Source organism: Reinekea forsetii (assembly GCF_002795845.1).
In the GTDB taxonomy this organism is placed as follows: Bacteria; Pseudomonadota; Gammaproteobacteria; order Pseudomonadales; family Natronospirillaceae; genus Reinekea; species Reinekea forsetii.
In genome coordinates this window covers 3,207,163-3,231,774 of sequence record NZ_CP011797.1, presented here as the reverse complement: position 1 = coordinate 3,231,774, position 24,612 = coordinate 3,207,163, and the positions used below count along the sequence as shown (strand labels likewise).

Annotated in this window: 18 protein-coding genes and 1 pseudogene; 9 read left to right on the top strand and 10 right to left on the bottom strand. The window is 52.1% G+C overall.

What is annotated here, in order from left to right:
• Window positions 1–25: 25 nt before the first annotated feature.
• From REIFOR_RS14770 to REIFOR_RS14745, 5 genes are all read right to left on the bottom strand, one after another.
• A complete protein-coding gene (locus tag REIFOR_RS14770; protein ID WP_100258289.1) occupies window positions 26–463 on the bottom strand; it encodes a hypothetical protein in 438 nt (145 codons plus the stop codon).
• Window positions 460–3,630 (bottom strand): efflux RND transporter permease subunit, encoded by a 3,171-nt coding sequence (locus REIFOR_RS14765; protein WP_100258288.1) that lies wholly within the window; start codon window positions 3,628–3,630, stop codon window positions 460–462. The genes REIFOR_RS14770 and REIFOR_RS14765 overlap by 4 nt, the downstream gene beginning before the upstream one ends.
• Window positions 3,631–4,215: 585 nt before the next feature.
• A complete protein-coding gene (locus tag REIFOR_RS14760) occupies window positions 4,216–5,487 on the bottom strand; it encodes an O-acetylhomoserine aminocarboxypropyltransferase/cysteine synthase family protein (protein ID WP_100258287.1) in 1,272 nt (423 codons plus the stop codon).
• 597 nt (window positions 5,488–6,084) lie between these two features.
• The gene (locus REIFOR_RS14750) at window positions 6,085–6,768 is read right to left on the bottom strand and encodes a hypothetical protein (protein WP_100258285.1); all 684 of its coding nucleotides are present in this window, start codon (window positions 6,766–6,768) and stop codon (window positions 6,085–6,087) included.
• Between the two features lie 243 nt (window positions 6,769–7,011).
• A complete protein-coding gene (locus tag REIFOR_RS14745) occupies window positions 7,012–7,617 on the bottom strand; it encodes a cytochrome b (protein ID WP_158524403.1) in 606 nt (201 codons plus the stop codon).
• Window positions 7,618–7,758: 141 nt separating this feature from the next.
• On the opposite strand from REIFOR_RS14745, the gene REIFOR_RS14740 reads away from it, so the two are divergent.
• From REIFOR_RS14740 to REIFOR_RS16790, 8 genes are all read left to right on the top strand, one after another.
• Window positions 7,759–8,963, top strand: a protein-coding gene (locus tag REIFOR_RS14740; RefSeq protein WP_405124664.1) for an IS3 family transposase whose coding sequence is annotated in 2 segments (ribosomal slippage) — window positions 7,759–8,095 and window positions 8,095–8,963 — 1,206 coding nt in all. Because the reading frame shifts where the segments join, the coding sequence is not laid out codon by codon here.
• A gap of 392 nt (window positions 8,964–9,355) precedes the next feature.
• Window positions 9,356–11,587, top strand: a complete 2,232-nt coding sequence (locus REIFOR_RS14735) for a type I secretion system permease/ATPase (RefSeq protein WP_100258283.1) — start codon at window positions 9,356–9,358, stop codon at window positions 11,585–11,587.
• Window positions 11,584–12,966, top strand: a complete 1,383-nt coding sequence (locus tag REIFOR_RS14730) for an HlyD family type I secretion periplasmic adaptor subunit (protein WP_100258282.1) — start codon at window positions 11,584–11,586, stop codon at window positions 12,964–12,966. Before REIFOR_RS14735 ends, REIFOR_RS14730 begins: the two co-directional genes overlap by 4 nt.
• Window positions 12,966–13,634 (top strand): hypothetical protein, encoded by a 669-nt coding sequence (locus REIFOR_RS14725; RefSeq protein WP_100258281.1) that lies wholly within the window; start codon window positions 12,966–12,968, stop codon window positions 13,632–13,634. The genes REIFOR_RS14730 and REIFOR_RS14725 overlap by 1 nt, the downstream gene beginning before the upstream one ends.
• Complete coding sequence (locus REIFOR_RS14720) at window positions 13,635–13,835, top strand: hypothetical protein (RefSeq protein ID WP_100258280.1); 201 nt, start codon at window positions 13,635–13,637, stop codon at window positions 13,833–13,835. It begins immediately after the preceding gene.
• A gap of 52 nt (window positions 13,836–13,887) precedes the next feature.
• Window positions 13,888–14,550, top strand: a complete 663-nt coding sequence (locus REIFOR_RS14715; protein WP_100258279.1) for a hypothetical protein — start codon at window positions 13,888–13,890, stop codon at window positions 14,548–14,550.
• Window positions 14,551–14,977: 427 nt separating this feature from the next.
• Window positions 14,978–15,394, top strand: coding sequence for a hypothetical protein (locus REIFOR_RS17080; protein WP_145980308.1), 417 nt, complete (start codon window positions 14,978–14,980; stop codon window positions 15,392–15,394).
• Between the two features lie 20 nt (window positions 15,395–15,414).
• Window positions 15,415–20,943 carry a beta strand repeat-containing protein gene (locus REIFOR_RS16790; RefSeq protein ID WP_145980307.1) on the top strand — a complete coding sequence of 1,843 codons (5,529 nt, stop codon included), beginning with the start codon at window positions 15,415–15,417 and terminating at the stop codon, window positions 20,941–20,943.
• Window positions 20,944–21,086: 143 nt separating this feature from the next.
• Here the strand turns inward: REIFOR_RS16790 and REIFOR_RS17215 are convergent, their stop codons facing one another.
• The 5 genes and pseudogenes from REIFOR_RS17215 to REIFOR_RS14640 all read right to left on the bottom strand — a co-directional run bounded on the left by REIFOR_RS17215 (window position 21,087) and on the right by REIFOR_RS14640 (window position 24,138).
• Window positions 21,087–22,055 (bottom strand): multicopper oxidase family protein, encoded by a 969-nt coding sequence (locus REIFOR_RS17215; RefSeq protein ID WP_100258278.1) that lies wholly within the window; start codon window positions 22,053–22,055, stop codon window positions 21,087–21,089.
• Window positions 22,032–22,136: pseudogene (locus REIFOR_RS17210) on the bottom strand (hypothetical protein); the annotation flags it as partial. The pseudogene REIFOR_RS17210 and the gene REIFOR_RS17215, both read right to left, overlap by 24 nt.
• Before the next feature lie 48 nt (window positions 22,137–22,184).
• Window positions 22,185–22,580 carry a c-type cytochrome gene (locus REIFOR_RS14655; RefSeq protein WP_158524402.1) on the bottom strand — a complete coding sequence of 132 codons (396 nt, stop codon included), beginning with the start codon at window positions 22,578–22,580 and terminating at the stop codon, window positions 22,185–22,187.
• Window positions 22,581–22,721: 141 nt separating this feature from the next.
• Window positions 22,722–23,057 (bottom strand): hypothetical protein, encoded by a 336-nt coding sequence (locus REIFOR_RS14650; protein WP_100258276.1) that lies wholly within the window; start codon window positions 23,055–23,057, stop codon window positions 22,722–22,724.
• Between the two features lie 241 nt (window positions 23,058–23,298).
• Window positions 23,299–24,138, bottom strand: a complete 840-nt coding sequence (locus tag REIFOR_RS14640; RefSeq protein WP_100258275.1) for a helix-turn-helix domain-containing protein — start codon at window positions 24,136–24,138, stop codon at window positions 23,299–23,301.
• Window positions 24,139–24,312: 174 nt separating this feature from the next.
• Here REIFOR_RS14640 and REIFOR_RS14635 point away from each other — a divergent pair, with 174 nt between their 5' ends.
• Complete coding sequence (locus tag REIFOR_RS14635) at window positions 24,313–24,600, top strand: SemiSWEET family sugar transporter (RefSeq protein ID WP_100258274.1); 288 nt, start codon at window positions 24,313–24,315, stop codon at window positions 24,598–24,600.
• Window positions 24,601–24,612 lie beyond the last annotated feature (12 nt).

Genomic DNA, 24,612 nt, shown 5'->3' with positions numbered 1-24,612 from the left:
ATTATCCTCTGATAGGTTTTGACGGTTAGTGTCCAACACCGCTTTCGATGCCGTGCAATTCAGCTGCGCCGACGATGACCACCGGGGTGCCGACTGACGGCCCGGATGCTAAAAAAACCACATCATCGGAAATCGATACGACCTCTACTGCGGCGCGTAAAAAGACACGCGGTTCCGGATTGATATAAACCCAAGTTGCCCCCCATTGGTCATACCACAGCGCTGCATAAGGCATGGTTAATTGACCCAAAGCATCGCTGCGAATTTCACTCAACTGAATATCGAGCCGGTCAACGGCGTGTTGTATAAGGGTAATTTTTTTGCCATCGGACCCGTCAATAGTCTCAGTGATGCTGACTGCCGTGGTGCCCGAGTCTGCGCTCGCAGCAGCCAGCGACCAAAAAGCTAAGAGCAGTGCCGGGAGCCGCAGCACGATGGATTGGGTGGTAGTCGGTCGTTTCATAACGATGCTCCCGACTCAAGCGAAGGGGTTGATGTGTTAGCGGACGTATTCTGCGCCAAGTCGCCCAAGCCCAGCGTGTCCCGACCGGCGTCGGCGCCAAAGCGTAGGTAAAGTGCCGGGATGCAACATAAGACCAGCACCAGTGCACTGACCAACCCACCCAGCATGACACTGGCCGAAGCGTGGAGAATTTCCAGGCCGGCTATATTGCCCAAGACGATGAAGGGAAAAGACAGGGCCGCCAGAACCAGCGCGCTGATCAGCAGAGCCGGCATTCGCTCAGCTATAACCGAGCGCACTAAGAGCGCACCAAAGGGCGTACCTTGCAACTGCCGCCATTGAAACGCGCGTATTAGCGTTACGCCATTGCGCACGCTGAAGCTCAAAGCAATGCCCAGGCCGACCATCGAGCCGAGTGAGAAATAGCCACTGGGCATCACCACCAAAAATCCGCCCAGTAGCGTTATGGGGATACCCACCATGCTCAATAGAGCCATTTTCCAACTGCCAAAGGCCGCCTGCAGCAATAAAAATATAATCAACGCCACCGCGAAAAAATTTCTGTATAAGGATTGCAGAGCCGTTTTTTGTTGAAAGTATTCACCCAAAACATGGGCGTGGTATTCAAATGGAAATGACATGCCTTGAATAGTACGCGCGACTTCGCGCGACACTGCACCAACATCTCGGCCGCTAATATCAGCCACTATATCGAGTCTGCGTGACACCCCTTGGCGTAGAATGACGCTAGGTGCCGACACGACTCTGACATCGGCTACGTCGCCCAAACGAACCTGTTCACCGGTCACCGCATCGATTAGCAAATTACGCACGTCGTCTAAATTGGTATGAATAGTGTCACTACCGACCACGACCACATCAAATACCTTTTGGTCTTCAAACAATGCCCCTACGGTAATGCCTTGCACCAGAGTCGAGGCAGCGCGCCGGACATCGCCTGGCTTTAAACCGTATTGCCGGGCGCGGTCGAGATCGACCACAACCTCAATCGTGGTTTTTTCCGCATGCGCCTCGATCAGAGGGTTGGTTATGCCCTCGATTTTTTCAAGTAGGGTGCGTATTTCTTCCGCCTTGGCTTGGAGGATGGCATAGTCGTGACCAAACACTCGTACGCTGATGGTTTCATCATCCCCGGTCAGGGTTTCCAATATTCGCTTTGATAAAAATGAGCTGACTTCGGCGCTAATATTTGGCCGAGCGTTCGCGACCGATTGAATTTTAGCGAGAGTCTCTTCGTACTGGGCATCCAGGTCGATACTGACCCAGATTTCGGCGGAGTCGACATCTGACACCTCGGCGGAAAAGACGGCACGACCCACCTGTGCAGCAGCATTTCGGACCCCCGGAATGGCAAGGATTTCGTTAATCAGGTCTTGGGTGATCTGGCTCATAGCTGGCAGCGAGGTACCAGCCGGCGCGTCAATCTCAACCACTATATCGGTTTCATTAAAGATCGGCAGGTAAGCGTGTTCAGCCTGGTTCCAGACGAATAGACCCACGCCCAGGCCGACCACTGCCAGTAAGATCGTTGGCCAGAGTTTAGCCAACGTTGCATTCACGAGCACCTCGGACAGGCCATTTAATTTGTCCATCAACCTTGAGTAAGTGCGTTCCGCTACCGGAGCGCCGCCTAATAGCAAAAGACACAGCGCAGGTGTCAAAACCAATGCGACAGTCAGTGACGCCAATACCGCGACGGCGTAGGCCCAGATCATGGGTTTAAAAAATGGTGCCATTGTGCCGTGCATAAATAACAGCGGCACAACCGCGAGCAGTAGCATCAGGGTGGCATACAAGAGCGGGCTGCAAGCCTCCCGGGCTGCCGTAACGATGATGGCAAAGTCGGTCTTCTTGTTTGCAATGCCGTCTGCCGCCCCGAGTCGTCGAACGATAGTGTCTAGGCTCAGGACCGCATCGCCGACTATTACGGCAATAGCAAGGGTCAGGCCGGCAATCATCATCATATTGGTATCGGCGCCCCACGCATTGAGGGCCCAAATGGCCGAAAAACCTGACAGCGGTACCACCACCGCTGCGATCAGGGTAACGCGCCAGTTGGCGAATAGACTCGCAAACGCAATCAGCAGCAGCATATAGGCAACGGCGATACCTGTGCCCAGGTTCTCAGCCGCCCGCTCTATAAAACTGGCGGGTCGGTAAATATGGCTGTCGACCTCAATACCCTGCATGCCGGGGCTCAGCTCAAGTAACGCGGCCTCGACACCGTGTGTGACCTCTATGGTATTGGCCCCGGGAAACTTGTCGATCGCCAGCAGTAAGCCACTACCGGTTTTGAAAATCGCATCGCCGATAAGTGGTTGATTGGCCTCAATTACATGGGCGACCTGATGCAGCGGGATGGCGGTGCCAAACACCGGGACCTGAGAAAAACTTTCCGGCGTGGCGGTGGGCGAAATATGGCGAACCCCGAGACGCTGGTTGGGCGTATCGATGAAGCCACCGGAACCGGGCGTTGACGAATTAAGATAGGTCAGCGGTGAGGCCCAGACCGATTCCCCTGCGGTCTTAATAATTTGCTCTAGGGTAATATTATTAGCGTGTAAGGTTGCCGGATTCACCTGTACCTGGACCTGTTTGTTGCGCAATCCCCAAACCGACACGTTAGCGACGCCGGGCACCCCGACAAGGCGCGGTACGATATTCCAGCGTGCCAGGACCGACATGTCGATAAGCGATACGGTTTTTGAATTCAGGCCGATATTCATCACCCGACTAGAGGACGAGACCGGTTGCAGCATCACCGGCGGGTTGGATACATTTGGCAGGGCATGGGCCTGGGTGAGCCGTTCTTGCACCATTTGGCGGGCTTGCATGAGGTCGGTCCCGGGTGCGAAAAACATCTCGATGGCCGACAAACTGGTAATCGATTCTGACTCGATCGAGTCTAACCAGGGCACTCCATTGAGCAAGTCAGCCTCAAGCGGCACCGTGATTAATGACTCAACCTCGGTGGTTGACAGGCCCAGCGCCTCAGTATGAACATCTAGTGACAAGGGTGAAAACTCGGGTACGAGATCAAGCGGGACAGTGCGAATTTGCATAACGCCGCCAACCAATAATATGAGTGCCAAGGCCATCATAACGGTGCGCATACGCAGGCTGAGGGAAATAATCCAAGTTAACATAATTTCTCCAATAGTCGATTAAGGAAGAAAAAATGCCTCTAATAACAACAAGGGTAACAAAAAAGCTTACGACGAAGTTCGCAAAAATAAGACGCGATTCGGAATAGCTGAGTGTCTTTTTTAGGAAAGCCAATCAGAAATAATTCGTAGATCTTATTTTTCAATCCTCTACTTTAGAGTCAAATAATAAAAGAAGCTCCATTTCTATTTATTTTTCAGTGTGATGTCTTACGATCCGTTTAAAGTTTGCCAAATATTTAGAGTCAATAGGTTTAGACGGTTTTACGTTTTGCCGGCCTGGGGTGCACCTTGTCGCAAAAACCTGCAGTTTTTAAGAGTAAACCTATCGGCTCTATCGCCTCTGGGCGAGTCCTTTGAACAGGGATTAAGCTACACTGCCACCTGATTTGTTGCAAGCTTGGTCCTGCTAGGTGTGTTAAATGGGGCGTTTTTATGGGTCTTGGGGGCGGGCATACAGTAAAAAAAAAGACCCTTTTGCAGGGCCTCTAATGAGTGGCTAGGGTGTTTCGCTGAAAAACACCCCCCTCTGCGGGTAGTCGAACTATAGTTCGTTACCCTATGTTATTAGGCCTTATCTAGCGCCTGGGCGACGTCGGCAATAATGTCATCAATGTGTTCGATGCCAACCGATATTCTGATCAGATCGGCGCTAACACCGGCGGCTGCCAATTCCTCTGCATTCAACTGGCGGTGTGTAGTGGACGCCGGGTGGCAGGCTAAGGACTTTGCATCGCCGATATTAACCAGGCGCAAGATCATTTCCAGCCCATCGATAAAGCGCGCACAGGCGTCGATGCCGCCGACCAACCCAAAGCTTAAAATACCCGATGCCTTGCCGTGGGTGATTTTCTGGCAGGTTGCATAGTACGGGCTATCGGGCAGCGCGGCATAGTTGACCCATTCCACCTTGTCGTGCTTTTGCAGATAGGCAGCCAATTTTTCCGCGTTGTCGCAATGGCGATCCATACGCAAGCCCAGTGTTTCGAGGCCCTGAAGGATTTGAAATGAATTCATCGGTGAAATCGCCGCGCCGGTATTGCGCAACGGCACAACACGGCAGCGCCCGATATAGGCGGCCTCGCCCAGTGCTTCAGTGTAGACAACACCATGATAGGACGGATCGGGTTCATTCATAACCGGGAAACGCGCCTTATTGGCCACCCAGTCAAACTTGCCCGAGTCAACAATGACCCCGCCAATGGCGGTGCCGTGGCCACCAATATATTTGGTCAGTGAATGCACTACAATATCAGCACCGAGCTCAAACGGGCGGCACAGATAAGGCGTGGCTACGGTGTTGTCGACTATTAGCGGCACACCGTGTTTATGGGCGATTTCAGCCAAACGCGCGATGTCGACAATATTGCCGGCGGGGTTACCGATAGACTCGCAAAAAATGGCCTTGGTTTTGTCATCGATGGCTTGTTCGAAACCGGCAAAGTCATCGTGCGATACCATGCGCGTTTGAACGCCTTGTCGCGGCAGTGAGTGGGCAAAGAAATTATAGGTGCCGCCATACAATTGGCTGGTGCTAACAATATTGTCGCCCGCTTCGGTGATGCATTGAATCGCATAGGTAATGGCCGCCATACCGGACGCCACACAGAGGGCACCGATGCCGCCTTCCATCGCCGCGACGCGCTTTTCCAAGACGTCTGTCGTTGGATTCATTATGCGCGTGTAGATATTACCCGCGACCTTCAGATCAAACAGGTCGGCACCGTGCTGGGTATCATCAAAGGTGAAGGAGGTTGTTAGGTAGATCGGGACGGCTGCAGCCTTGGTGGTGTCTTCTGACGTGTAGCCTTCATGCAAAGCAATGGATTCAAGTTTCATAGGGCTTCTCGGTTAGTTAAAAAGTGCAGTATCGGTTATTACCGGCAAAGGTGGCTGCCATAGCGGTCGATGTTGCATCCGCCGGTCTTCCCTAGGGGCTCGACCCGCGCGCCGCCTATTCAATTGCCTGCAAAAATTATGGATGCCCCGATTTTGTACTAATACCTCAGGCCTTGCAGTATTTATTTTACAGCTTAACGCGCGCCATCCGGTTGAGGCCCTAAGCAGGCGGCTGCGCAATACCCCGTTATTCGCAACAGGGCATTGCAGTTTTATTAGGGGGCAATCCTGCTAATGCAGAAATTAATTCCGGCGCATTGTTGGTTAATTTTCGTCATAAAAATGACGTTGTTGTTTTGTTTGTAATTTTAAAAATCTTAAGGGGTGATTAACAGCTTAATGGCTCAGTTAAAATACCGAGCGAGCTTGGCAGCAGTGGGGCTTGAGATTGGTTGGGAGTTGGGCAATGGAATCGCGCCGCCTGGAATACAGCATGCCTCCCCAGACTTAGCGAATGTCTTTATGGGGTCGAAACAAAGCCCTACTGGAAGGGTTCTCAGTAGGGCTCTTGGAATCACCAAAGCTTAGGTGTTGAGCTTACTTACCGCCCTTATCTTTGGCAGACTCCTTCTTGTCTTGAAAATCCGAGTCGTTTGCGTTCTCGTGAGAATCTTTCTTCTCTTTTTGCGAATCCTTCTTGTCTTCCTTCTCTTGCTGTTTCGGAGTTTTCTCACCATCATCACTGGCCGATGGATTCTCAGACGCTGCAGGGCACACTAAGGTGTTGAAATAAGATTCCAGCAAATTTGATCTGTTGCCAAGCGTTATATCGGACTCCATCGAATCGTCAAATTCAATGATCAGGCCTGCCCCCGCGTTATCGGTAATAGTGGCCGTACCTAAATCGGTATCAAAGCGGTTTTCAGACAGGAAGACAAAGTTATAATAGTCATCATCGACGACATAGCAATTGCCTCCCTTGTCAAAGGTGTCAGATTGATCATCATACCAGGTCACATTGCCCGCATCATCGATCACCATATAACCTTCGTCTATGCCATCGGTACCATAATCTTCCGTAATCAAATAGACACCAACGATTGATTCTAAGCTCGTTACCGGCTCTGTGGGTACCACGACCGCCTCTTCTGGGGTGGCAGCAGTTGCTGCGACCACAGCTGTGACCACCGTAGTCGCCGCATCCTCCAGGTTACAGGCGCTCAAAGAAAACGCACCCAATATTATTGCTGCCGACAAGACGCTTGAACGATTAAGGATCATAAGGAATTCCACTTTTTGGTAGTTAATCTGAAGTTATAGCGTTATAACCAGATCACAGACAGTTGTCAATGAGATTAGTATTGGCGCGGTTACGCCAATGCATAGGTGCACGAGCATAGGGCGCATAAAACTGACTAGACTATCCGGCAGAGACCCTTCGCTATAGAGCGGGGCGCTTAATGGCGGCCTGTACTAGCAGCACATTTTGGTCAATGATCTTGCTTGACGCAATCAAGGCCCGTATCAGCGTCGCAATTTACGGCGCAGCACCCGCCACTTTTCGGCATAATAATCGATATCCACCATAGCGCTGAGTACCCGGTCTTTCTGAATTCGGTGGTGATAGATGGCGGCCCCGACGTGGGCCACTAACAGTGCCATGGCAAGCAAGGTCGCCAGCTCGTGGACCCGTCGGATCTGGGTATAGAGGGCATTGTCAGTGGCATAACCAGAGATATCGAATAGGCCAAGGAGTAAAACAGGCAGTTCGGCATAATAGGCGGTTAGTAGGCCAGTCAGGGGAATGAGAATGGCGAGGGAGTAGAGCGCAAGATGCACGCCGGTCGCGATGAGTCTTTTCAGCATGGGCAGGTTGTGATTCGGTCGAGTGTCGCGGCGGATAAAGCGTTTAAAAAAGAGGTAGAGCGCGCAGACCAACACCACTGTGCCGATAGTGGAATGGTAGCGCAAACCGGCACTGCGGTAGGCATTTGACAGCGGCAGGTTAAATTGCTGCCCGGCAATGAGGAGAGTGATACAGCCGGTGGCAATGGTCCAATGCAGCCAGCGATAAGGGCTGCTGTAGTCATGGGGTGGGTTTTCCTGGGTTAGTCTCGGGTAAGTGGTCACATCAAGGGTCCTTAGGGATTCGATGGGGTCATTGTCGCGTCAAGGCCCCTTGGAAACTTGATATCGGTCAGGCTTATGTGTCGGCCTTTTGTCTGGAGTATGACCCGTCCTGAAATAAGTTGACACCTTGGAGACTTATTTATGGAATCCTGTTCTAACACAGGCCGAAAGCGCACTCAGCGTGATTACACCCTGGCCTTTAAATTGTCAGTGGTCGACCAAGTTGAAAAAGGCGAACTCACCTACAAACAGGCTCAAAAGCGCTACGGCATTCAAGGCCGATCAACCGTTTTGGTGTGGCTTCGTAAGCATGGTACCTTGGACTGGACCTCTCAACGTGTAAAACCCCTCATGAATAAAGAAACCCCAGAACAAAAAATTAAACGGCTCGAGAAAGCCCTCGAAGACAAAGAAGATTACATTTACCTGATGGATGAAACGATCAAGCGAGTCGACCAGATTAAGGGGACCTCTTTCCGAAAAAAGTTCTTAGAGTTGTTGCCCGAGAAGCTCAAGCAAGAGGACGAATGACACTGGCTCGAAGCTGTCGTTTGATAGGTATTTCTCGACAAGCCATGTATCAAGAGCTTGCTCGAAAACGCCAAAAATCAACGGCGCTATCACCCGTACTGGACTGGGTATATACGATACGTCGTGACTTGCCGCGCTTAGGTGGCCGGAAGCTCTACCACCTTTTGCAGCCGGAGCTCCAACGGCAACAGATTAAACTGGGGCGGGATGGTTTGTTTACGCTATTAAGGCAGCATCGTCTCTTAATCATGCCGGCACGTCAGTACCGTAAAACCACGCACAGTAAGCATTGGATGCGAAAATACCCAAACCTATACCAGGGAATGGCCATTGACCGACCAGAGCAGGCCTATGTGAGCGATATCACATACTTGGAAAGTCGAGAGGGGGTGCATTACCTCTCGTTGGTGACCGATGCGTATTCTCGAAAGATTGTAGGTCATCACGTCAGTGATGATCTGTCAGCGAAATCCGTGGTAAAGGCATTAGACCAAATGCTTATCGAACGACAGAGCAGAGAACGGGCCATTCATCATTCGGACCGAGGACTACAATACTGTTCTGAGCTGTATCAATCACGCTTGGCGTCACAAGGTATCACGCCTTCAATGACCACAGGCTACGATTGTTACCAGAATGCGTTGGCAGAGAGGATTAACGGCATTCTAAAACACGAGTTCTTAATCCATCAATACAAAGACAAAGAGGAGCTGGAGCAGGTCGTGAAAGAGTCAATCGATGCGTATAATCACAAACGACCGCACAGCAGTTTGGGGATGCTAACCCCAGCAAGCGTGCATGAAAAAGCCAACTGAGATGCTCAGTTGGCTCAATAAAAACCGTCAACATATATTAGGACGGGTCAGTAATTCGGTTTCGGATGCCTTTTAGGGTGCCCAAATATCAGTAAAGGTTCCCATATGGATGTTCTACTTGGCCTGTATTAATCGCACACCCCCGTTCTCAGCGCTACCCGTCCCACCCCTGTGCAGCGTTAAGTTGTATTGGTCATTTAGAGTAATAAAATAATTATTTCATGTGAACAACTTCTCAATTCGAACGAAAAATTTACTTGATTCAGCCCAGCGTGTTGGTTACATTTTAAAGTACTATATCTGGCATTAATCTTATAGTTCTGCAGTCTTTAAGTTCAGTATTTTGCTACCGTTTAGGTAATTTGCGACGAGCTCTAAGGACGACGGTTGCCATGGATTCAGGCCTATTAGCGTTAATTTCAATTGCTAACTTCCATCAATTACCCGCAAGCCCAGCGCAGGTGCAGCATCTATATGGGGTAGAGGGAGAGCTATTCTCCGATATTCAGTTGCTCCAGGCCGCTGAGCATCTGTCGTTAAAGGCGAAGTTTGTTCGCACCGACTTGGCTAGATTCAAGAATGTCAATTTGCCATGCATGGCTAAGGGGCAGGATGGACAATATTTTGTGGTCGCGAAGATAGCGCGCAGCAAAGACCTAAAAATTGACAGCGTACTCATTCACGACCTATCGCAAAAAGCGCCAGAGATCATTAGCCTGAATGAATTCAATCAGCGCGCAATCGGTGAATTCCTGGTTGTAACAAAACGTGTCAGTCTGTCCGAAGCCATGACGCGCCAATTCAATATAGCTTGGTTCGTGCCCTCCCTGGTAAAATACCGAAAATTATTTACCGAAGTCTTAGTCGCATCCTTCGTGTTGCAACTTTTTGCGCTGGTCACGCCATTCTTCTTTCAGGTTGTTATGGATAAGGTTGTTGTGCATCGGGGCTTCTCTACCCTAGACGTGCTCGCCGTTGGGTTTTTTATTGTGGCCCTCTTCGAAGCGTTTATCGGCGGGTTTCGAAATTACCTCTTTAGCCACACAACCAATCGAGTCGATGTCGAGCTCGGCGCAAGACTCTACAACCATTTGCTGGCACTGCCATTGTCGTATTTCGAATCCAGGCAGATTGGTCAGAATGTGGCGCGGGTAAAAGAATTGGATACGATCCGCAACTTTATTACCGGCACCGCGCTGACCCTTATTATCGATCTGTTTTTTGTATTTATCTTTATTTCAGTGCTGTGGTACTACAGCCCAACCCTAACCTGGGTAATACTGGCGACCATTCCTTGCTATATCGTGTTGTCCATTGCCATAACACCCCTCCTCAGGTCTCGCCTGAATGAGAAGTTCAAATACAGTGCCGCCAATACGTCGTTCTTAACGGAATCCATTAGCGGTATTGAAACCGTCAAGGCATTGGCCGCCGAACCCCAAATGCAACGTCGACTGGAAGACAACCTATCCAGCTATGTCTCGGCCTCCTTTAAAAGCAGCAATCTGTCTAATATCGCCAGCCAGGCATCCGGCCTAATTAATAAATTGATGACCCTGGGTATCGTGTGGTTTGGCGCGCATCTGGTCATAAGGGGCGAAATCAGCGTTGGCCAGCTGATTGCGGTGAATATGATCGCAGGCCGGGTGAGTGGGCCGGTTTTAAAGTTGGTGCAGCTGTGGCAGGACTTCCAACAAGCAGGCATATCGATCGCGCGGCTCGGTGACATTCTAAACGCGCCAAGAGAGTTTAATGCCCAGAACACGCGGGCGTCTGTGGAGCATATTCACGGCGAAGTCACCTTTACGGATATTGATTTTCGGTATGCCATTGAGGGCCGCAAAATACTCAACCGGGTGAGTTTTACGGTTGCAGTCGGGACGGCCATTGGCATTGTGGGCAGTTCTGGCTCAGGCAAGAGCACCATCGCCAAGCTACTTCAGCGGCTGTACATCCCTGAGTCCGGTCGCATAACGGTCGACGGTATCGATATAGCGTCGCTCGATCCCAGTGTCTTACGGCGCCAAATAGGCGTGGTGCTGCAAGACAGTTTTCTCTTCAATCGCACAATTCGAGAAAATATCGCCTTGGTCAATCCAGGCATTTCAATGGATCGGGTGATCGCCGTTGCCAAGTTATCGGGCGCTCACTCCTTTATCGCCGAGTTACCCAATGGCTACGACACCCTGATTGAGGAGCAGGGCACGAACCTGTCGGGAGGGCAACGGCAGCGCATTGCGATTGCTCGAGCGCTGATTAATAACCCCAAGATCCTCATCTTCGACGAAGCGACCAGTGCCCTGGATTATGAATCTGAAAAGGTGATACAGGAGAATATGCAGGCCATCTGTAAAAACCGGACCGTTTTGGTGATCGCACACAGGCTGTCCGCTGTCGCATTTTGTAACCAGATTATGGTGGTCGAAAAGGGCTCGGTTGTGGAGATGGGCGCAAGCAGAGACCTGCTTCGCAGCGGCGGCCGGTTCTCTGAGTTATTTGCCCATCAACGCCAAGCCCCGTTCACTAATACGATGGACGAGAAACCGCACATTGTGGCCTCTGGCAAGCGCAAGATCACACTCGACAGAGTGCCCACAGTGTCGGTCCGAGGGTCATCGGAATGAAGCCAGCACTGCTGAACCCAGCGAACTCAGGCGCGACCGACCTGTATGAATTCATGCCGGCGGCCTTATCGGTTCAGGCCACACCACCAAACCCGTTGGCGCGATGGCTCGCTTACGGCCTGATTGCGCTTATATTTCTTGCTCTGGCTTGGGCCTATATCGGCAACGTTAATATAGTGGTCAGTGCAGATGGCAAGATATTACCAACCCAGCGTGTGCAGTTTATTCAACCCTTTGAAAAGGGCACGGTGTCAAAAATTTATGTGCGTAACGGCGATAGGGTCAGCAAGGGCCAGGCGTTAGTAGAACTCGACAGGGCGAGCGCAGAAGCAGACCTCAATCGCATCACCAATGACCAACATGCAACAGAGCGTAGCCTCCGAGTGCGTGAGCGCTTCTATGGACGGGTCGTGAACTTTACCCTTACCCAAGTGGCAGAGGCGAAACAGTTGCCCACTGCTATCGCGGTTGAATACCCAAACGACCCGGGCACGGAGTTCGATGCCCAACTGCTCGAAGGGTACTGGCGGGAATTCCGAGCGACGGTCAACGAACTGGACAGTGCCGTGGCCCGCATCCATGCCGAACAGCAAATGAACCGCATTACCCTGAAGAGCCTGCAGCATAGCCTGCCGCTGGAGCAGCAACGCTACAACAGTATTAAAGCGCTGTTTGAAACGGGCGGCACAACCCAAATTGAAATGTTAAACGCCCAGCAGGCCCTATTGTCAGCTACCTACTCCTTAGAACTCGAGCAAGAACGCAGCCAGCAATTATCGGCGAGTGAAGACGAGGCAGAACAGAAAATTGAGACCCTAACCGCACAGGTTCGGTCTGGCCGCCTGGATGAGATTGTGGAGCTGCAAAGGCAGTTGAGTAGCCTGCTTGAAGAAAAACATAAGGTGGAGCAACGCCTGAGCTACTTCACACTCTATTCACCCGTAGATGGTGTGGTGCAGCAAATAAACATCAATACCTTGGGCGGCGTTGTAACAGATGCTGAACTGTTGATGAGTGTTATTCCCGAGGGCAAGGCCGTTGAAGTAGAGGTTTTTATCGACAATACAGACATTGGTTTTATAGAGGAAGGTATGGCCGCGGAAGTCAAAATACACACGCTACCCTTCACCAAATATGGCGTGGTTGACGCAGAAATATTGTCGATCTCGCATGACGCAATAATTGATGAGGAGCGCGGCCTGGTGTTCAGCATGCTGTTGAGGCTGGACAGGAGTTCACTGCTTGCGGATGCCCGGGCGGTTGAATTTAAACCGGGTATGGCGGTAACGGCTGAAATTCAAACCGGTGAGCGAAGGTTAATTGAGTTTTTCTTGTCGCCGTTAATGCGTACGCGTATGGAATCGTTGAGGGAAAGGTGATGGCAGAAAATATGAACCGAAAATGGGCTCCTGCTCTGGAGAAAATCAAAAGCATACTAAAATTCGTTATTATTTTATGCGTCATAGCGTTCACGCCCTACTGTGTTGTGATGGTCGCGAATATAAATGAACAGGAATATAAGGATATTGATTATAAGAAGTACATTATTTCGCCATCAGAATTCGGCTTCGAATTTGACCTTCCTAAGAAAAACTATAGAGAGGTTTCGTTACTGTTTGATGGCCTGACTGAGAGGGATATTGATGTTTTATATTCGCCATACATGAGGAGTAATAGGGTTTTTGAGGGGGATAGGATTCAGGCTCAGGTGATTTGTGATGTTGGTCATGGCCTAGATGAAACGTTCTCAATGCGGTCTCAAAGATTGGAAAAAAATCGAACAAGAATAAAGCATATTTTAGTTGGGGAATGGAAGAAGAAGAGGTGTAAGGGATCGGGTGTCATATATTCAGATGCAATGTCAGAGGGACTTTTCAATAAGATGCGGGTTGTTGTGGATCGCGGCGATATGGTTCTTGGTCTCGATCTTAGAGGTAATTTCATCTATGGGGTATTTGCTGCGCTTTTTTATATTTTCACATTAATACGGATTTACTTTATTTATTATTTTTTTGGTTTATTTGAAACAATAAAGGAGGTTTTTTAAATGGGATATTCAGTTACGATTTATACAGATCAAGAAATACTAGGAATGAAAAACTTTGTTCATACCTGGCTGGAAGTTTCCGACAATGAGGGGGATAAGATGGCCATGAGTTTTTATGCGGTTTCGGTAGGAATTTTCTGGTTTGGTCTGAGTGACATAGAGTGGCGAGAAGCTGATTTTACAGTTTTAATAGAGTCTTGAGTGTGGTTGGAGCCGGTTCATTTATCGAATATAGCTTTAGAGGTTTATGAGGATGAGTGCTAATAAAAAATTCACTTATGTTATTTCGAAAATTAGAAGCATATTAACGCCGATTACCATTTTATGCATTATAGGGGTCACGCCTTATTGTATTGTAACTGTCGCAAACATTAACGAGAAAGAGTACAAGGACATTGATTATAGTAAATATATAATATCAGAAGCGGAGTTCGGTTTTGAATTTAATCTACCTAAAAAGAACTATAGAGAAGTTTCTTTGATATTTGATGGTTTGACGGAGAATGAAGTTAGTATTTTGTATTCACCATACATGCAGGTTGATGGTGCTACTGAGGGTGAGCGAATTAAAATTAATATTTTGTGTGACGATAATCAGGGTTTAGATGTTGCATTTCCATTGAAATCTCAGAGGCTTGAAAAAAACAGAACGAGAATTAAAGAAGTTCTACTAGGTGAGTGGAAGAAGAAGAATTGTAAGGGCGTCGGCATTATATACTCGGAATTAATGTCAGAGGAGCTTTTCAGTAAGGCGCGGGTTGTAGTTGATCAAGGTGATATGATTTTTGGGCTCGATATTAGAGAAAATATAATTTACAAGATATTCGTTGCTTTATATATTATTTTTGGGGTTTTAGGGACCTATGCTGAATTTATATTGATCAATGCTATTGAAGAAATTAAGGAGCTATTTTAAATGGGATATTCAGTTACGATATACACAGACCAAGAAATGCTGGACTTTAAGGGAATTGTTCATACCTGGCTAGAGGTTTCCGGCAGCGACGGGGAGAAAGTGGTAATGAGTTTTGGCGCAGCGTCTATAGGGGGCATATTTGGGGGAAGCCCAGGGAAATGGAATAAGAATGAAAAGCCAGAGCGCGTTGACGCAAGTATAACCTATGAAATTGATGAAGAGGCATATAACTCTATTATATTCGAGTTTAATAATATTTCTAAGGCCGAAAACTCGCCGGAGTATCATATAGCGCCTGAAGCAACCAAAAATAATGGAGATATGAACTGTGTCACCATGTCAGATGCTTTGTTACAGGCGGCTGGAATTTTCGACTTCCAAGGATACTCAACACCTCAAACCGTCTGGACTGAGGTTAAGCGATTGAATGCACTTCAAAAGGCAGTCGAAGCAGGCGGTGGTGGTGGCGGTGGTGGTACCGGAGATGGCGGTACCGGAGACGGTGGTACCGGAGGCGGTGGTACCGGAGACGGTGGTACCGGAGACGGTGGTACCGGAGATGGCGGTACCGGAGATGGTGGTACCGGAGACGGCGGTACCGGAGATGGCGGTACCGGAGATGGCGGTACCGGAGATGGTGGTACCGGAGATGGCGGTACCGGAGATGGCGGTACCGGAGATGGCGGTACCGGAGACGGTGGTACCGGAGATGGCGGTACCGGAGACGGCGAAGGTGATGCAGGCTCAGAAGGTGGCACCGGCGGCACTGCTGGCCCAGGAGCCGCCGCCGGCAGTGGCGGTTCGAATGAGAACATTCCTCGCGACCCTCTGGTCCTTGACCTAGACGGGGATGGAATTGAACTGATGTCGCTCGATCAAAGTGACGCTTATTTTGATCTGGATGGTGATGGCTTCGCCAATAAAACCTCTTGGTTAAGCGGCGATGATGCGTTCCTCGCAATCGATCGCAATGCCGATGGCACCATCAACGATATTTCTGAATTATTTGGCAGCCCCGAGCGCACCGGTTATGACGAGCTCAGTGATTTAGACTCCAATGCCGATGGCGTTATCGATGCACTGGACGAGCAGTTTTCAGACCTGAAGGTTTGGCAAGATTTAAACGGCGACGGTGTTAGCCAAAGCACTGAACTGAAATCATTGAGTGACGCAGGTATTGCCAGCATCAGCCTAGATTATGCCGATGTAGACTCAGAGCTGGGTGCCAATGCTCAGATTGCTCGTGAGGGTTCATTTACTTGGGCAGACGGGTCACAAGGTGTTGCGGCCGAAACCACGGGCATTGCTGCAGATGTTCTGTTGGCCTCTGATCCAACCTTTACCCGCTATGTTGGTAACGTGGAAATTGATCCTGACGTATTGGCCGTTGCAGATATCAAAGGCTATGGCCAGATGCCGGATTTGCACACGGCAATGAGCCTGGATGAGAATTTAAAGGACGATGTTTTAACCTATTTGGCGAATGCGACTGTAGAGTCGCTCAGCGCCGACTTTGAAGCCATACTGATTAGTTGGGCAAACGTCGAAAACATCGCCATTGAGGATATAGACCCTGATCATCGTCTGAATGTTAATTCTGCAACCGGTCTAGTCGAATTTAATTTGGCCGGTGAATCCTTTAGCCTTGAACAGTTAGGGATATTGAAGAAATATACTGGACTGGATGAACTCAATCTGGGCGATGGACAATGGCGTGAGAATGGCCAGATTGTGACCACCGGGGGCTATTATCGGGACGCCTACAATGACCTGTACCGAAATCTGTTGGTTAAGTTTGCAGTGGCCAATGGATTGCTAAGCGAAGTTTGTCCAGGGCTGACCTACAACGCCGAAACGGACCTGTTGTCTTACCCCCGCGCTGTTGATGCGGGGCTGGTTGGTTCATTAGTTTCGAGTTTGTTTGCCAACCCAACGGACGCGACCTTGGTGTCAGAGCACTGGCTGGCACTGGCAGCACTGGGCGAACTGTCGCCAGGCTTGGAAAACGAGATTGAAAGTAGCATTGCAGCGGCTTTAGCTGAAACCAACCTCACGGACGAATTATTGCTTACCTTTGAAAATGCATCTTTTTCATTATTGAATGTATCAATACAACGGGGTTCAGATGATATCGATGAAGTGGTCGGGTCGGCTGGGAATGATATTATTATCGGGTCGGCGGGCGATGACAGGCTGGTTGGCGGTAATGGAAACGATCTATTACACGGAGGCACAGGCAACGATAATCTAAACGGAGGGGCAGGTGACGATACGCTAGTCGGTGGCGCCGGAAACGACACCCTGGACGCGGGTTATGGTAATGACGCTATCCTGTTTGGTGTTGGCTCTGGCCAAGATACGCTAAGCCAGTATGACGCCACTGCGACCGGCACCTATACAGACACCATTCGTTTTGCCGCCGGCATCAAGCTAGATGACCTGACGCTGGGCAAGTCGGGTAATGATTTAGTGATTCAGTTGAACGGTAGTGATGACCAGCTGACGGTTACAAACTGGTTTGCCAGTACGGCCTACCAAGTTGATCAGTTCGAGTTTGCGAACGGCGCCGTTTATTCTGCTGATGAACTGTTTGCAATCAAGTATGTGGTGACAAATTTCACCGAATCTGACGCCGATCACACTGCCAGTGGCTATGTTGGTGTCGATCTAATGGTAGGGGGTGCAGGTCAAGACACACTCAGTGGGAGTAGTGGAGATGACCTTTTGTCAGGCGGGGCAGGCGATGATCAGTTAGAGGGCGGTAATGACGATGATCTGCTATTGGGCGGTACCGGTGCCGACACCCTGAACGGCGGCTCGGGCAACGACACCCTGATCGGCGGTACCGGGGACGACACACTGGACGGCGGGTACGGCGACGATGTGTATGTCTTCGGCACCGGCGGCGGGCACGACACCATCAACCAATACGACCCCTCGGCCGCCAGCAGCTATACCGACACGCTCCGGTTTGACGACGGTATTGGCCTGAACGATCTGCGCTTGGTTAAGGACGGTAATAACTTGATCGTTGAACTGGCGGGCACGGATGACACGATCACCTTGACCAACTGGTTTGCCAGTCCGGTCTACCAGATCGATCGGTTTGAGTTTGCCGACGGCACCCTCTATAGCAGCGCCGAGCTGTTGACCGCGTTACCGGTGATCACCGACCTGACCGATCAGACTGAGGGCGTGACCGCGACCGGCTATGCCGGCGAGGACCTCCTGCTCGGCGGCAGCGGTAACGACACCCTGAACGGCAGCAGTGGCAACGACACCCTCATCGGTGGCGCGGGCGCGGATACCTTGAACGGCGGCAATGGCAACGACACCCTGATCGGTGGCGTCGGGGATGACACCCTCAAGGGCGGATACGGCGATGATGTGTTCGTCTTTGGCACCGGCGCCGGCCACGACACCATCAACCAATACGACCCCTCGGTCGCCAGCAGCTATACCGACACGCTCCGCTTTGAAGACGGCATTAGCCTGGACGATCTGCGCTTGGTTAAGGACGGTAATAACTTGATCGCTGAACTGGCGGGCAGTGACGATCGGGTCACCTTCACCAACTGGTTTGCCAGCCCGGTCTACCAGATCGATCGGTTTGAGTTTGCCGACGGCACCCTCTATAGCAGCGCCGAGCTGTTGACCGCGTTACCGGTGATCACCGACCTGACCGATCAGACTGAGGGCGTGACCGCGACCGGCTATGCCGGCGAGGACCTCATGCTCGGCGGTCTGGGTGGCGACACCCTGAACGGCGCTAATGGCAATGACACGCTCGTCGGCGGCAGCGGTGCCGATACCCTGAACGGCGGCTCGGGCAACGACACCCTGATTGGTGGCGTCGGGGATGACACCCTCAAGGGCGGGTACGGCGACGATGTGTATGTCTTCGGCACCGGCGCCGGCCACGACACCATCAACCAATACGACCCCTCGGTCGCCAGCAGCTATACCGACACGCTCCGCTTTGACGACGGTATTGGCCTGAACGATCTGCGCTTGGTTAAGGACGGTAATAACTTGATCGTTGAACTGGCGGGTAGTGACGACCGGGTCACCTTCACCAACTGGTTTGCCAGCCCGGTCTACCAGATCGATCGGTTTGAGTTTGCCGACGGCACCCTCTACAGCAGCGCCGAGCTGTTGACCGCGTTACCGGTGATCACCGACCTGACCGATCAGACTGAGGGCATGACCGCGACCGGCTATGCCGGCGAGGACCTCCTGCTCGGCGGCAGCGGTAACGACACCTTGAACGGTAGCAGTGGCAACGACACCCTCATCGGTGGCGCGGGCGCGGATACCTTGAACGGTGACAACGATGCCGACCTGCTCATCGGCGGCAGCGGTGCCGACACCCTGAACGGCGGCAACGGCGATGACATCCTGATCGGTGGCGTCGGGGATGACACCCTCAATGGCGGGTACGGCGACGATGTGTATGTCTTCGGCACCGGCGCCGGCCACGACACCATCAACCAATACGACCCCTCGGCCGCCAGCAGCTATACCGACACGCTCCGGTTTGACGACGGTATTGGCCTGAACGATCTGCGCTTGGTTAAGGACGGTAATAACTTGATCGTTGAACTGGCGGGTAGTGACGACCGGGTCACCTTCACCAACTGGTTTGCCAGCCCGGTCTACCAGATCGATCGGTTTGAGTTTGCCGACGGCACCCTCTATAGCAGCGCCGAGCTGTTGACCGCGTTACCGGTGATCACCGACCTGACCGATCAGACTGAGGGCGTGACCGCGACCGGCTATGCCGGCGAGGACCTCCTGCTCGGCGGCAGCGGTAACGACACCCTGAACGGCAGCAGTGGCAACGACACCCTCATCGGTGGCGCGGGCGCGGATACCTTGAACGGCGGCAATGGCAACGACACCCTGATCGGTGGCGTCGGGGATGACACCCTCAAGGGCGGATACGGCGATGATGTGTTCGTCTTTGGCACCGGCGCCGGCCACGACACCATCAACCAATACGACCCCTCGGTCGCCAGCAGCTATACCGACACGCTCCGCTTTGAAGACGGCATTAGCCTGGACGATCTGCGCTTGGTTAAGGACGGTAATAACTTGATCGCTGAACTGGCGGGCAGTGACGATCGGGTCACCTTCACCAACTGGTTTGCCAGCCCGGTCTACCAGATTGATCGCTTTGAGTTTGCCGACGGCACCCTCTATAGCAGCGCCGAGCTGTTGACCGCGTTACCGGTGATCACCGACCTGACCGATCAGACTGAGGGCGTGACCGCGACCGGCTATGCCGGCGAGGACCTCATGCTCGGCGGCCTGGGTGGCGACACCCTGAACGGTAGCAGTGGCAACGACACCCTCATCGGTGGCGCGGGCGCGGATACCTTGAACGGCGGCAATGGCAACGACACCCTGATCGGTGGCGTCGGGGATGACACCCTCAAGGGCGGATACGGCGATGATGTGTTCGTCTTTGGCACCGGTGCCGGCCACGACACCATCAACCAATACGACCCCTCGGTCGCCAGCAGCTATACCGACACGCTCCGGTTTGACGACGGTATTGGCTTGAACGATCTGCGCTTGGTTAAGGACGGTAATAACTTGATCGTTGAACTGGCGGGTAGTGACGACCGGGTCACCTTCACCAACTGGTTTGCCAGTCCGGTCTACCAGATCGATCGGTTTGAGTTTGCCGACGGCACCCTCTATAGCAGCGCCGAGCTGTTGACCGCGTTACCGGTGATCACCGACCTGACCGATCAGACTGAGGGCGTGACCGCGACCGGCTATGCCGGCGAGGACCTCATGCTCGGCGGCCTGGGTGGCGACACCCTGAACGGTAGCAGTGGCAACGACACCCTCATCGGTGGCGCGGGCGCGGATACCTTGAACGGTGACAACGATGCCGACGTGCTCATCGGCGGCACCGGTGCCGACACCCTGAACGGCGGCTCGGGCAACGACACCCTGATCGGCGGTACCGGGGACGACACACTGGACGGCGGGTACGGCGACGATGTGTATGTCTTCGGCGCCGGCGCCGGGCACGACATTATTACCCAATACGACCCCTCGGCCGCCAGCAGCTATACCGACACGCTCCGGTTTGAAGACATAAACTATAATGAATTATGGTTTGGTCAAGAAGGCAATGACCTGTTGATCAATGTAGTGGGTACTGAAGATCAGGTTACGGTTGCGCACTGGTTTAGCAGTTCGGTGTATCAGGTTGATGTTCTTGAAACAGAAGGCTTCGCTTTAGACAACGACAAGGTTCAGCAGTTGGTTATTGCCATGTCGGCATTCGATGTCCCGCAAGGCGTCGGTGGGGTCATTACACAAGAAATAGAAAATGAGCTGCGGCCAATTTTGGCCTCTACGTGGCAGCCAAGCTAAAAGAGTTGGATCTAAACACTAAATTAGCCGATCAACCGATCGGCTTTTTATTGCGCTGATTTTAATTCAGGGTGTTCAAAATTCTGAGCCAGCCATCATTCAAACCACCTCAACTCCTTATTCAAACCACCTCAACTCCTTATTCAAACCACCTCAACAAAGGTCACCATGCCAGACACCTGATGTTCGATCATATGGCAATGCAACAGCCATTTGCCCGGTGTCATGGCCAGGAAGCGGATCGTCTGGGTGTCGCCGGCTTGCACCAGCAGAGTATCTTGCCAAAGCTCTTGTTGAGTCACCTCGTTAAAGGCCCGAAAATGTTGGCCGTGCAGGTGCATGGCGTGCGGCCATTGGGTGGTGTTGTGCAGTGCGATTTCAATGCCCTCGCCGACCTTGGCGGTGAGCAGCGGGGCCTGGGGCATATTGGCCACGCCGTTGAGCGTCCAGACCTGTTTGTTGGCGATCAGTTCCTGAACCGATAGCCTCTTGCCCTGGTACAGGGCCGTTGTTAAATTGCCCATCGCACCGCCTTGCATTGCCAGGGTGAGTTTTTGCTGGGTTTTAAATTCCGCCTTGGGTAAGGGGTTGGCCGGCAGGGCCACAACGGCCTCGAGTGAGCGCGAACCCGCAGCAGCCGTTACCTGCCACTGGGCGGCCAGGAAGGGTTGCTTGCCGCTGCGTTCGTTAATTGGGTACAGGCCGGCCCAGTCTTGGGGGATATCCAGCACCAGGTCATAGCGCTCGGCGGGCGCTAGGGTCAGCACACCCTTATGCGCCATAGGCTGGCTCAATGGCTGGCCGTCTTTGGCAATGATGTACGGGGTCAGGCCGGGAAAGCCGAATCTCATGATGCGACTGTTGGCGGTATTCATCACCCGCAGCCGTACTCGGTCGCCGGCCTTAACCGCCAGTTCAGGCAGGCGCAGGCGATTGACGGTTAAAACATTACCCATGCGCCCGGCATGCGCCCAAGCGTGTGTGTCTTCCAGCGACGCGGTATCGAGCTGGTCCTGTGAGGTGAGCAGCCAGTCATCGGCGACAAAGAGCAGATCCCGGTCAACGGGGTAGGGCTGCGCCTCGGCGACTACAATGGGGGTGTAGAGACCCAAGGCGAGTTGCAGATAGGTTTGATGGTGCGCGTGGGCCCAAAAGGTGCCGGCATCACTGGGGGTAATGCGGTAGTCGAAGCTTTCACCCGGCTGGGATCGTCTTAAATAGGGTGCGTCGGCTAAGGGTCATCACATTTTGTGCTCCTGGCGTTGAATACCATTGGTGTGCTGCACCTCCCGGATAAAGGCCATGATATTGCTGACGGCCGAGAAGCCGATTTGCGGCTGAGGCGGCATATTGCCGAACTGCCAATGGTGCTGTTGTACGCCCTTAAGGACTGCGCGCGAGAACGAGGCCGCGTCGTGATGGCCGGGATTGTAGATGTCGTGTATCAGCGGCGGGCCCACCCGACTGCCTTGGCCGTTAACGCCGTGGCAGGCGGCACAGTTGTTATTGAACGTCACTTGCCCGGCGGCAGCGCGCGGTGACAGAACACCGATCTGAACGTCGACGTGGGCCCTGTTGTGATCGGCAAAGGCACTTGCGGCGACCGTGATACTGAGTAAGGCGAGTAGTTTTTTCATAGGGCTTCCATTGTTTTCTAATCTAATCAAAGTGCTGTACGGCCTATTTGGGGCTGTCGCAGCAATCATGTGCCATGGGGAAAAAGGCTTCGGTTCGCGAAGATCCGTCTGGCGCAGAGGCGTTGGTCGGCCGGTAGTTGATTAAGCGAAAATAGGAGGGGGCTTCAGTACGGAATAGTAACCTTGGCTCAGGGCATCTTTTGCTCGGGTAAAGGTCTGACGCGCAACCGGATTGAGTGTGGGCAGGCCACTGGTAGCGATTAGCGCGCTGCCAGTGCCGATATGGCAATGTGCCCAGGCCAGGTCGCAGTTGGGCATGCTTTGGCAGTCGTCAGTCGAGTCGGCCATGCTGACATCGTGCGCCGCTTGCATGGGCATCTGGGCGAGCGCACAGCCTCCTTGCACAATAGATGCCGCCAACACAGGGGTGTTGAATAGGCTGACTGCTGTCAAGATCAGGATAAGCAAAGGCCGCATAGTTCAAGTCGTTTGGGGTAGTGGATTAATAGTGGGCCGATAGTAGCCCAGGCGGTTGCTCGGGTAAAAAGGAATTTCCCAAATATGTGTCAATGTCTGCTTCTCAAGCGCATACACTTCCGATTGGTCTCATCGATTCTGCGGGACCAAAAGCTGGCCTAATTCCCTTTGAGGGTTCTGGCTTGCCAAACTCCTCAACCGGTGAACGTCTGGTATCGGAAATCAGTTTGTTAATGCGTTTTCAGTCCGGGTGCATCGCCCGTTTCCGGTAAGCCAATGGACTGCATTGCTTGGCTGCCTTGAAGGTTCGATTGAAGTGGCTGAGCGTTTCATAGCCGACCAGCGGGCCGATGCGGTTCACTGGTAGATCGGTGGTCATTAGGTAATGGCAGGCCTGTTCCATTCGGCAAATCTTGAGGTAGTCGGAGAAGGTGGTGTTTAGGGTTTGGCGGAACCAGCGGCTGAAGGAGGGCAGGGTCATGGCGCACTGATCGGCGATGGCCTTGGCCGAGATGGGCGAGGCCATATTGCGATTGATGTAGTCTAGGACCTTTTGCAAGCGCACCTGATAGCGATTGAAATGGCTCCCCGTCGCCGAACTCAGGCTGCTTACGGCCAAACTCGGTTGGCTGCTACAGGCGTGCATGACTTCAAACAGGGCAAACAGGGCCTCGGTTGGCTGTAAGCTTGGCATCTCAATCAGACGATCGCGAATGGCAATCGGCAAGGCGCTGAACAATAGGCCTTTTTGGGCGAGCTGCAATTGCTGCCGAATCGTTTCGAACTCCGGCAAATGGTCGAATATCCGGCCATTGAATTGCACAATCAAAAAGTGAACCCGCTCTGTCTCACGGGTCACATAGTGATGGGGAAGATTGCGTCCGGTCATAAAGAGGTCACCAGTTTGATAAGCCCCGACCGAATCCCCGATCAGGGCTTGACCGTGGCCGGCCAAGACCAGCACAAACTCAATTTCCGGGTGAAAATGCCAGCTGCTGTCCTTGGGCAGCTGATGCTTGGTAAAGACCTTTAGGCTGGCCTTTACTTGTGCCAAGCCAACCTGCTCCAAATAGGCTCTCAAGATCGTATTGCCCCTATATATAGGTAAGATTCAATAACTGGGTAAAATAAGACTAGTTTAAGGCAAATTGATCTAATGGCAAAGCCTATCGAAGGCCTTATGATGCACGCGATTCAAAGGCGCCTTGCCGCTCGGTAAGGTGCAATTCAAATACGAGGTCCCTTGAGAAAAACCATGACAATGATCACCCTTATTGGCGTAGTTGCCGCTACCTGCACCACCATTTCCTTTGTGCCCCAAGTTATTCAGATCCAAAAAACCCGTAATGTCTCCGGCATTTCATTATCTATGTACGGGATTTTAACCACTGGGGTTGGTTTGTGGATGCTGTACGGTTTCTTAATTCGGGACATGGCGGTTTTTTTCGCCAACCTAATTACCTTTGCCTTGGCGATGGCCGTGATCACCCTTACGGTAAAAGAGCGTTTGTCCTTGGCCAAAAAGGTTGTGCACCAGGTCTAGAACCGTCGCTGC

Excerpts from the sequence above, each read along its gene's own strand:
- REIFOR_RS14655 (WP_158524402.1), bottom strand. The coding sequence starts at position 22,580 with ATGAAAAAACTACTCGCCTTACTCAGTATCACGGTCGCCGCAAGTGCC.
- REIFOR_RS14635 (WP_100258274.1), top strand. The coding sequence starts at position 24,313 with ATGACAATGATCACCCTTATTGGCGTAGTTGCCGCTACCTGCACCACC.
- REIFOR_RS14720 (WP_100258280.1), top strand. The coding sequence starts at position 13,635 with ATGGGATATTCAGTTACGATTTATACAGATCAAGAAATACTAGGAATG.
- REIFOR_RS14735 (WP_100258283.1), top strand. The coding sequence starts at position 9,356 with ATGGATTCAGGCCTATTAGCGTTAATTTCAATTGCTAACTTCCATCAA.
- REIFOR_RS14760 (WP_100258287.1), bottom strand. The coding sequence starts at position 5,487 with ATGAAACTTGAATCCATTGCTTTGCATGAAGGCTACACGTCAGAAGAC.
- REIFOR_RS14765 (WP_100258288.1), bottom strand. The coding sequence starts at position 3,630 with ATGTTAACTTGGATTATTTCCCTCAGCCTGCGTATGCGCACCGTTATG.
- REIFOR_RS14750 (WP_100258285.1), bottom strand. The coding sequence starts at position 6,768 with ATGATCCTTAATCGTTCAAGCGTCTTGTCGGCAGCAATAATATTGGGT.
- REIFOR_RS17080 (WP_145980308.1), top strand. The coding sequence starts at position 14,978 with ATGCACTTCAAAAGGCAGTCGAAGCAGGCGGTGGTGGTGGCGGTGGTG.
- REIFOR_RS14730 (WP_100258282.1), top strand. The coding sequence starts at position 11,584 with ATGAAGCCAGCACTGCTGAACCCAGCGAACTCAGGCGCGACCGACCTG.
- REIFOR_RS14770 (WP_100258289.1), bottom strand. The coding sequence starts at position 463 with ATGAAACGACCGACTACCACCCAATCCATCGTGCTGCGGCTCCCGGCA.
- REIFOR_RS14715 (WP_100258279.1), top strand. The coding sequence starts at position 13,888 with ATGAGTGCTAATAAAAAATTCACTTATGTTATTTCGAAAATTAGAAGC.
- REIFOR_RS16790 (WP_145980307.1), top strand. The coding sequence starts at position 15,415 with ATGTCGCTCGATCAAAGTGACGCTTATTTTGATCTGGATGGTGATGGC.
- REIFOR_RS14725 (WP_100258281.1), top strand. The coding sequence starts at position 12,966 with ATGGCAGAAAATATGAACCGAAAATGGGCTCCTGCTCTGGAGAAAATC.
- REIFOR_RS14650 (WP_100258276.1), bottom strand. The coding sequence starts at position 23,057 with ATGCGGCCTTTGCTTATCCTGATCTTGACAGCAGTCAGCCTATTCAAC.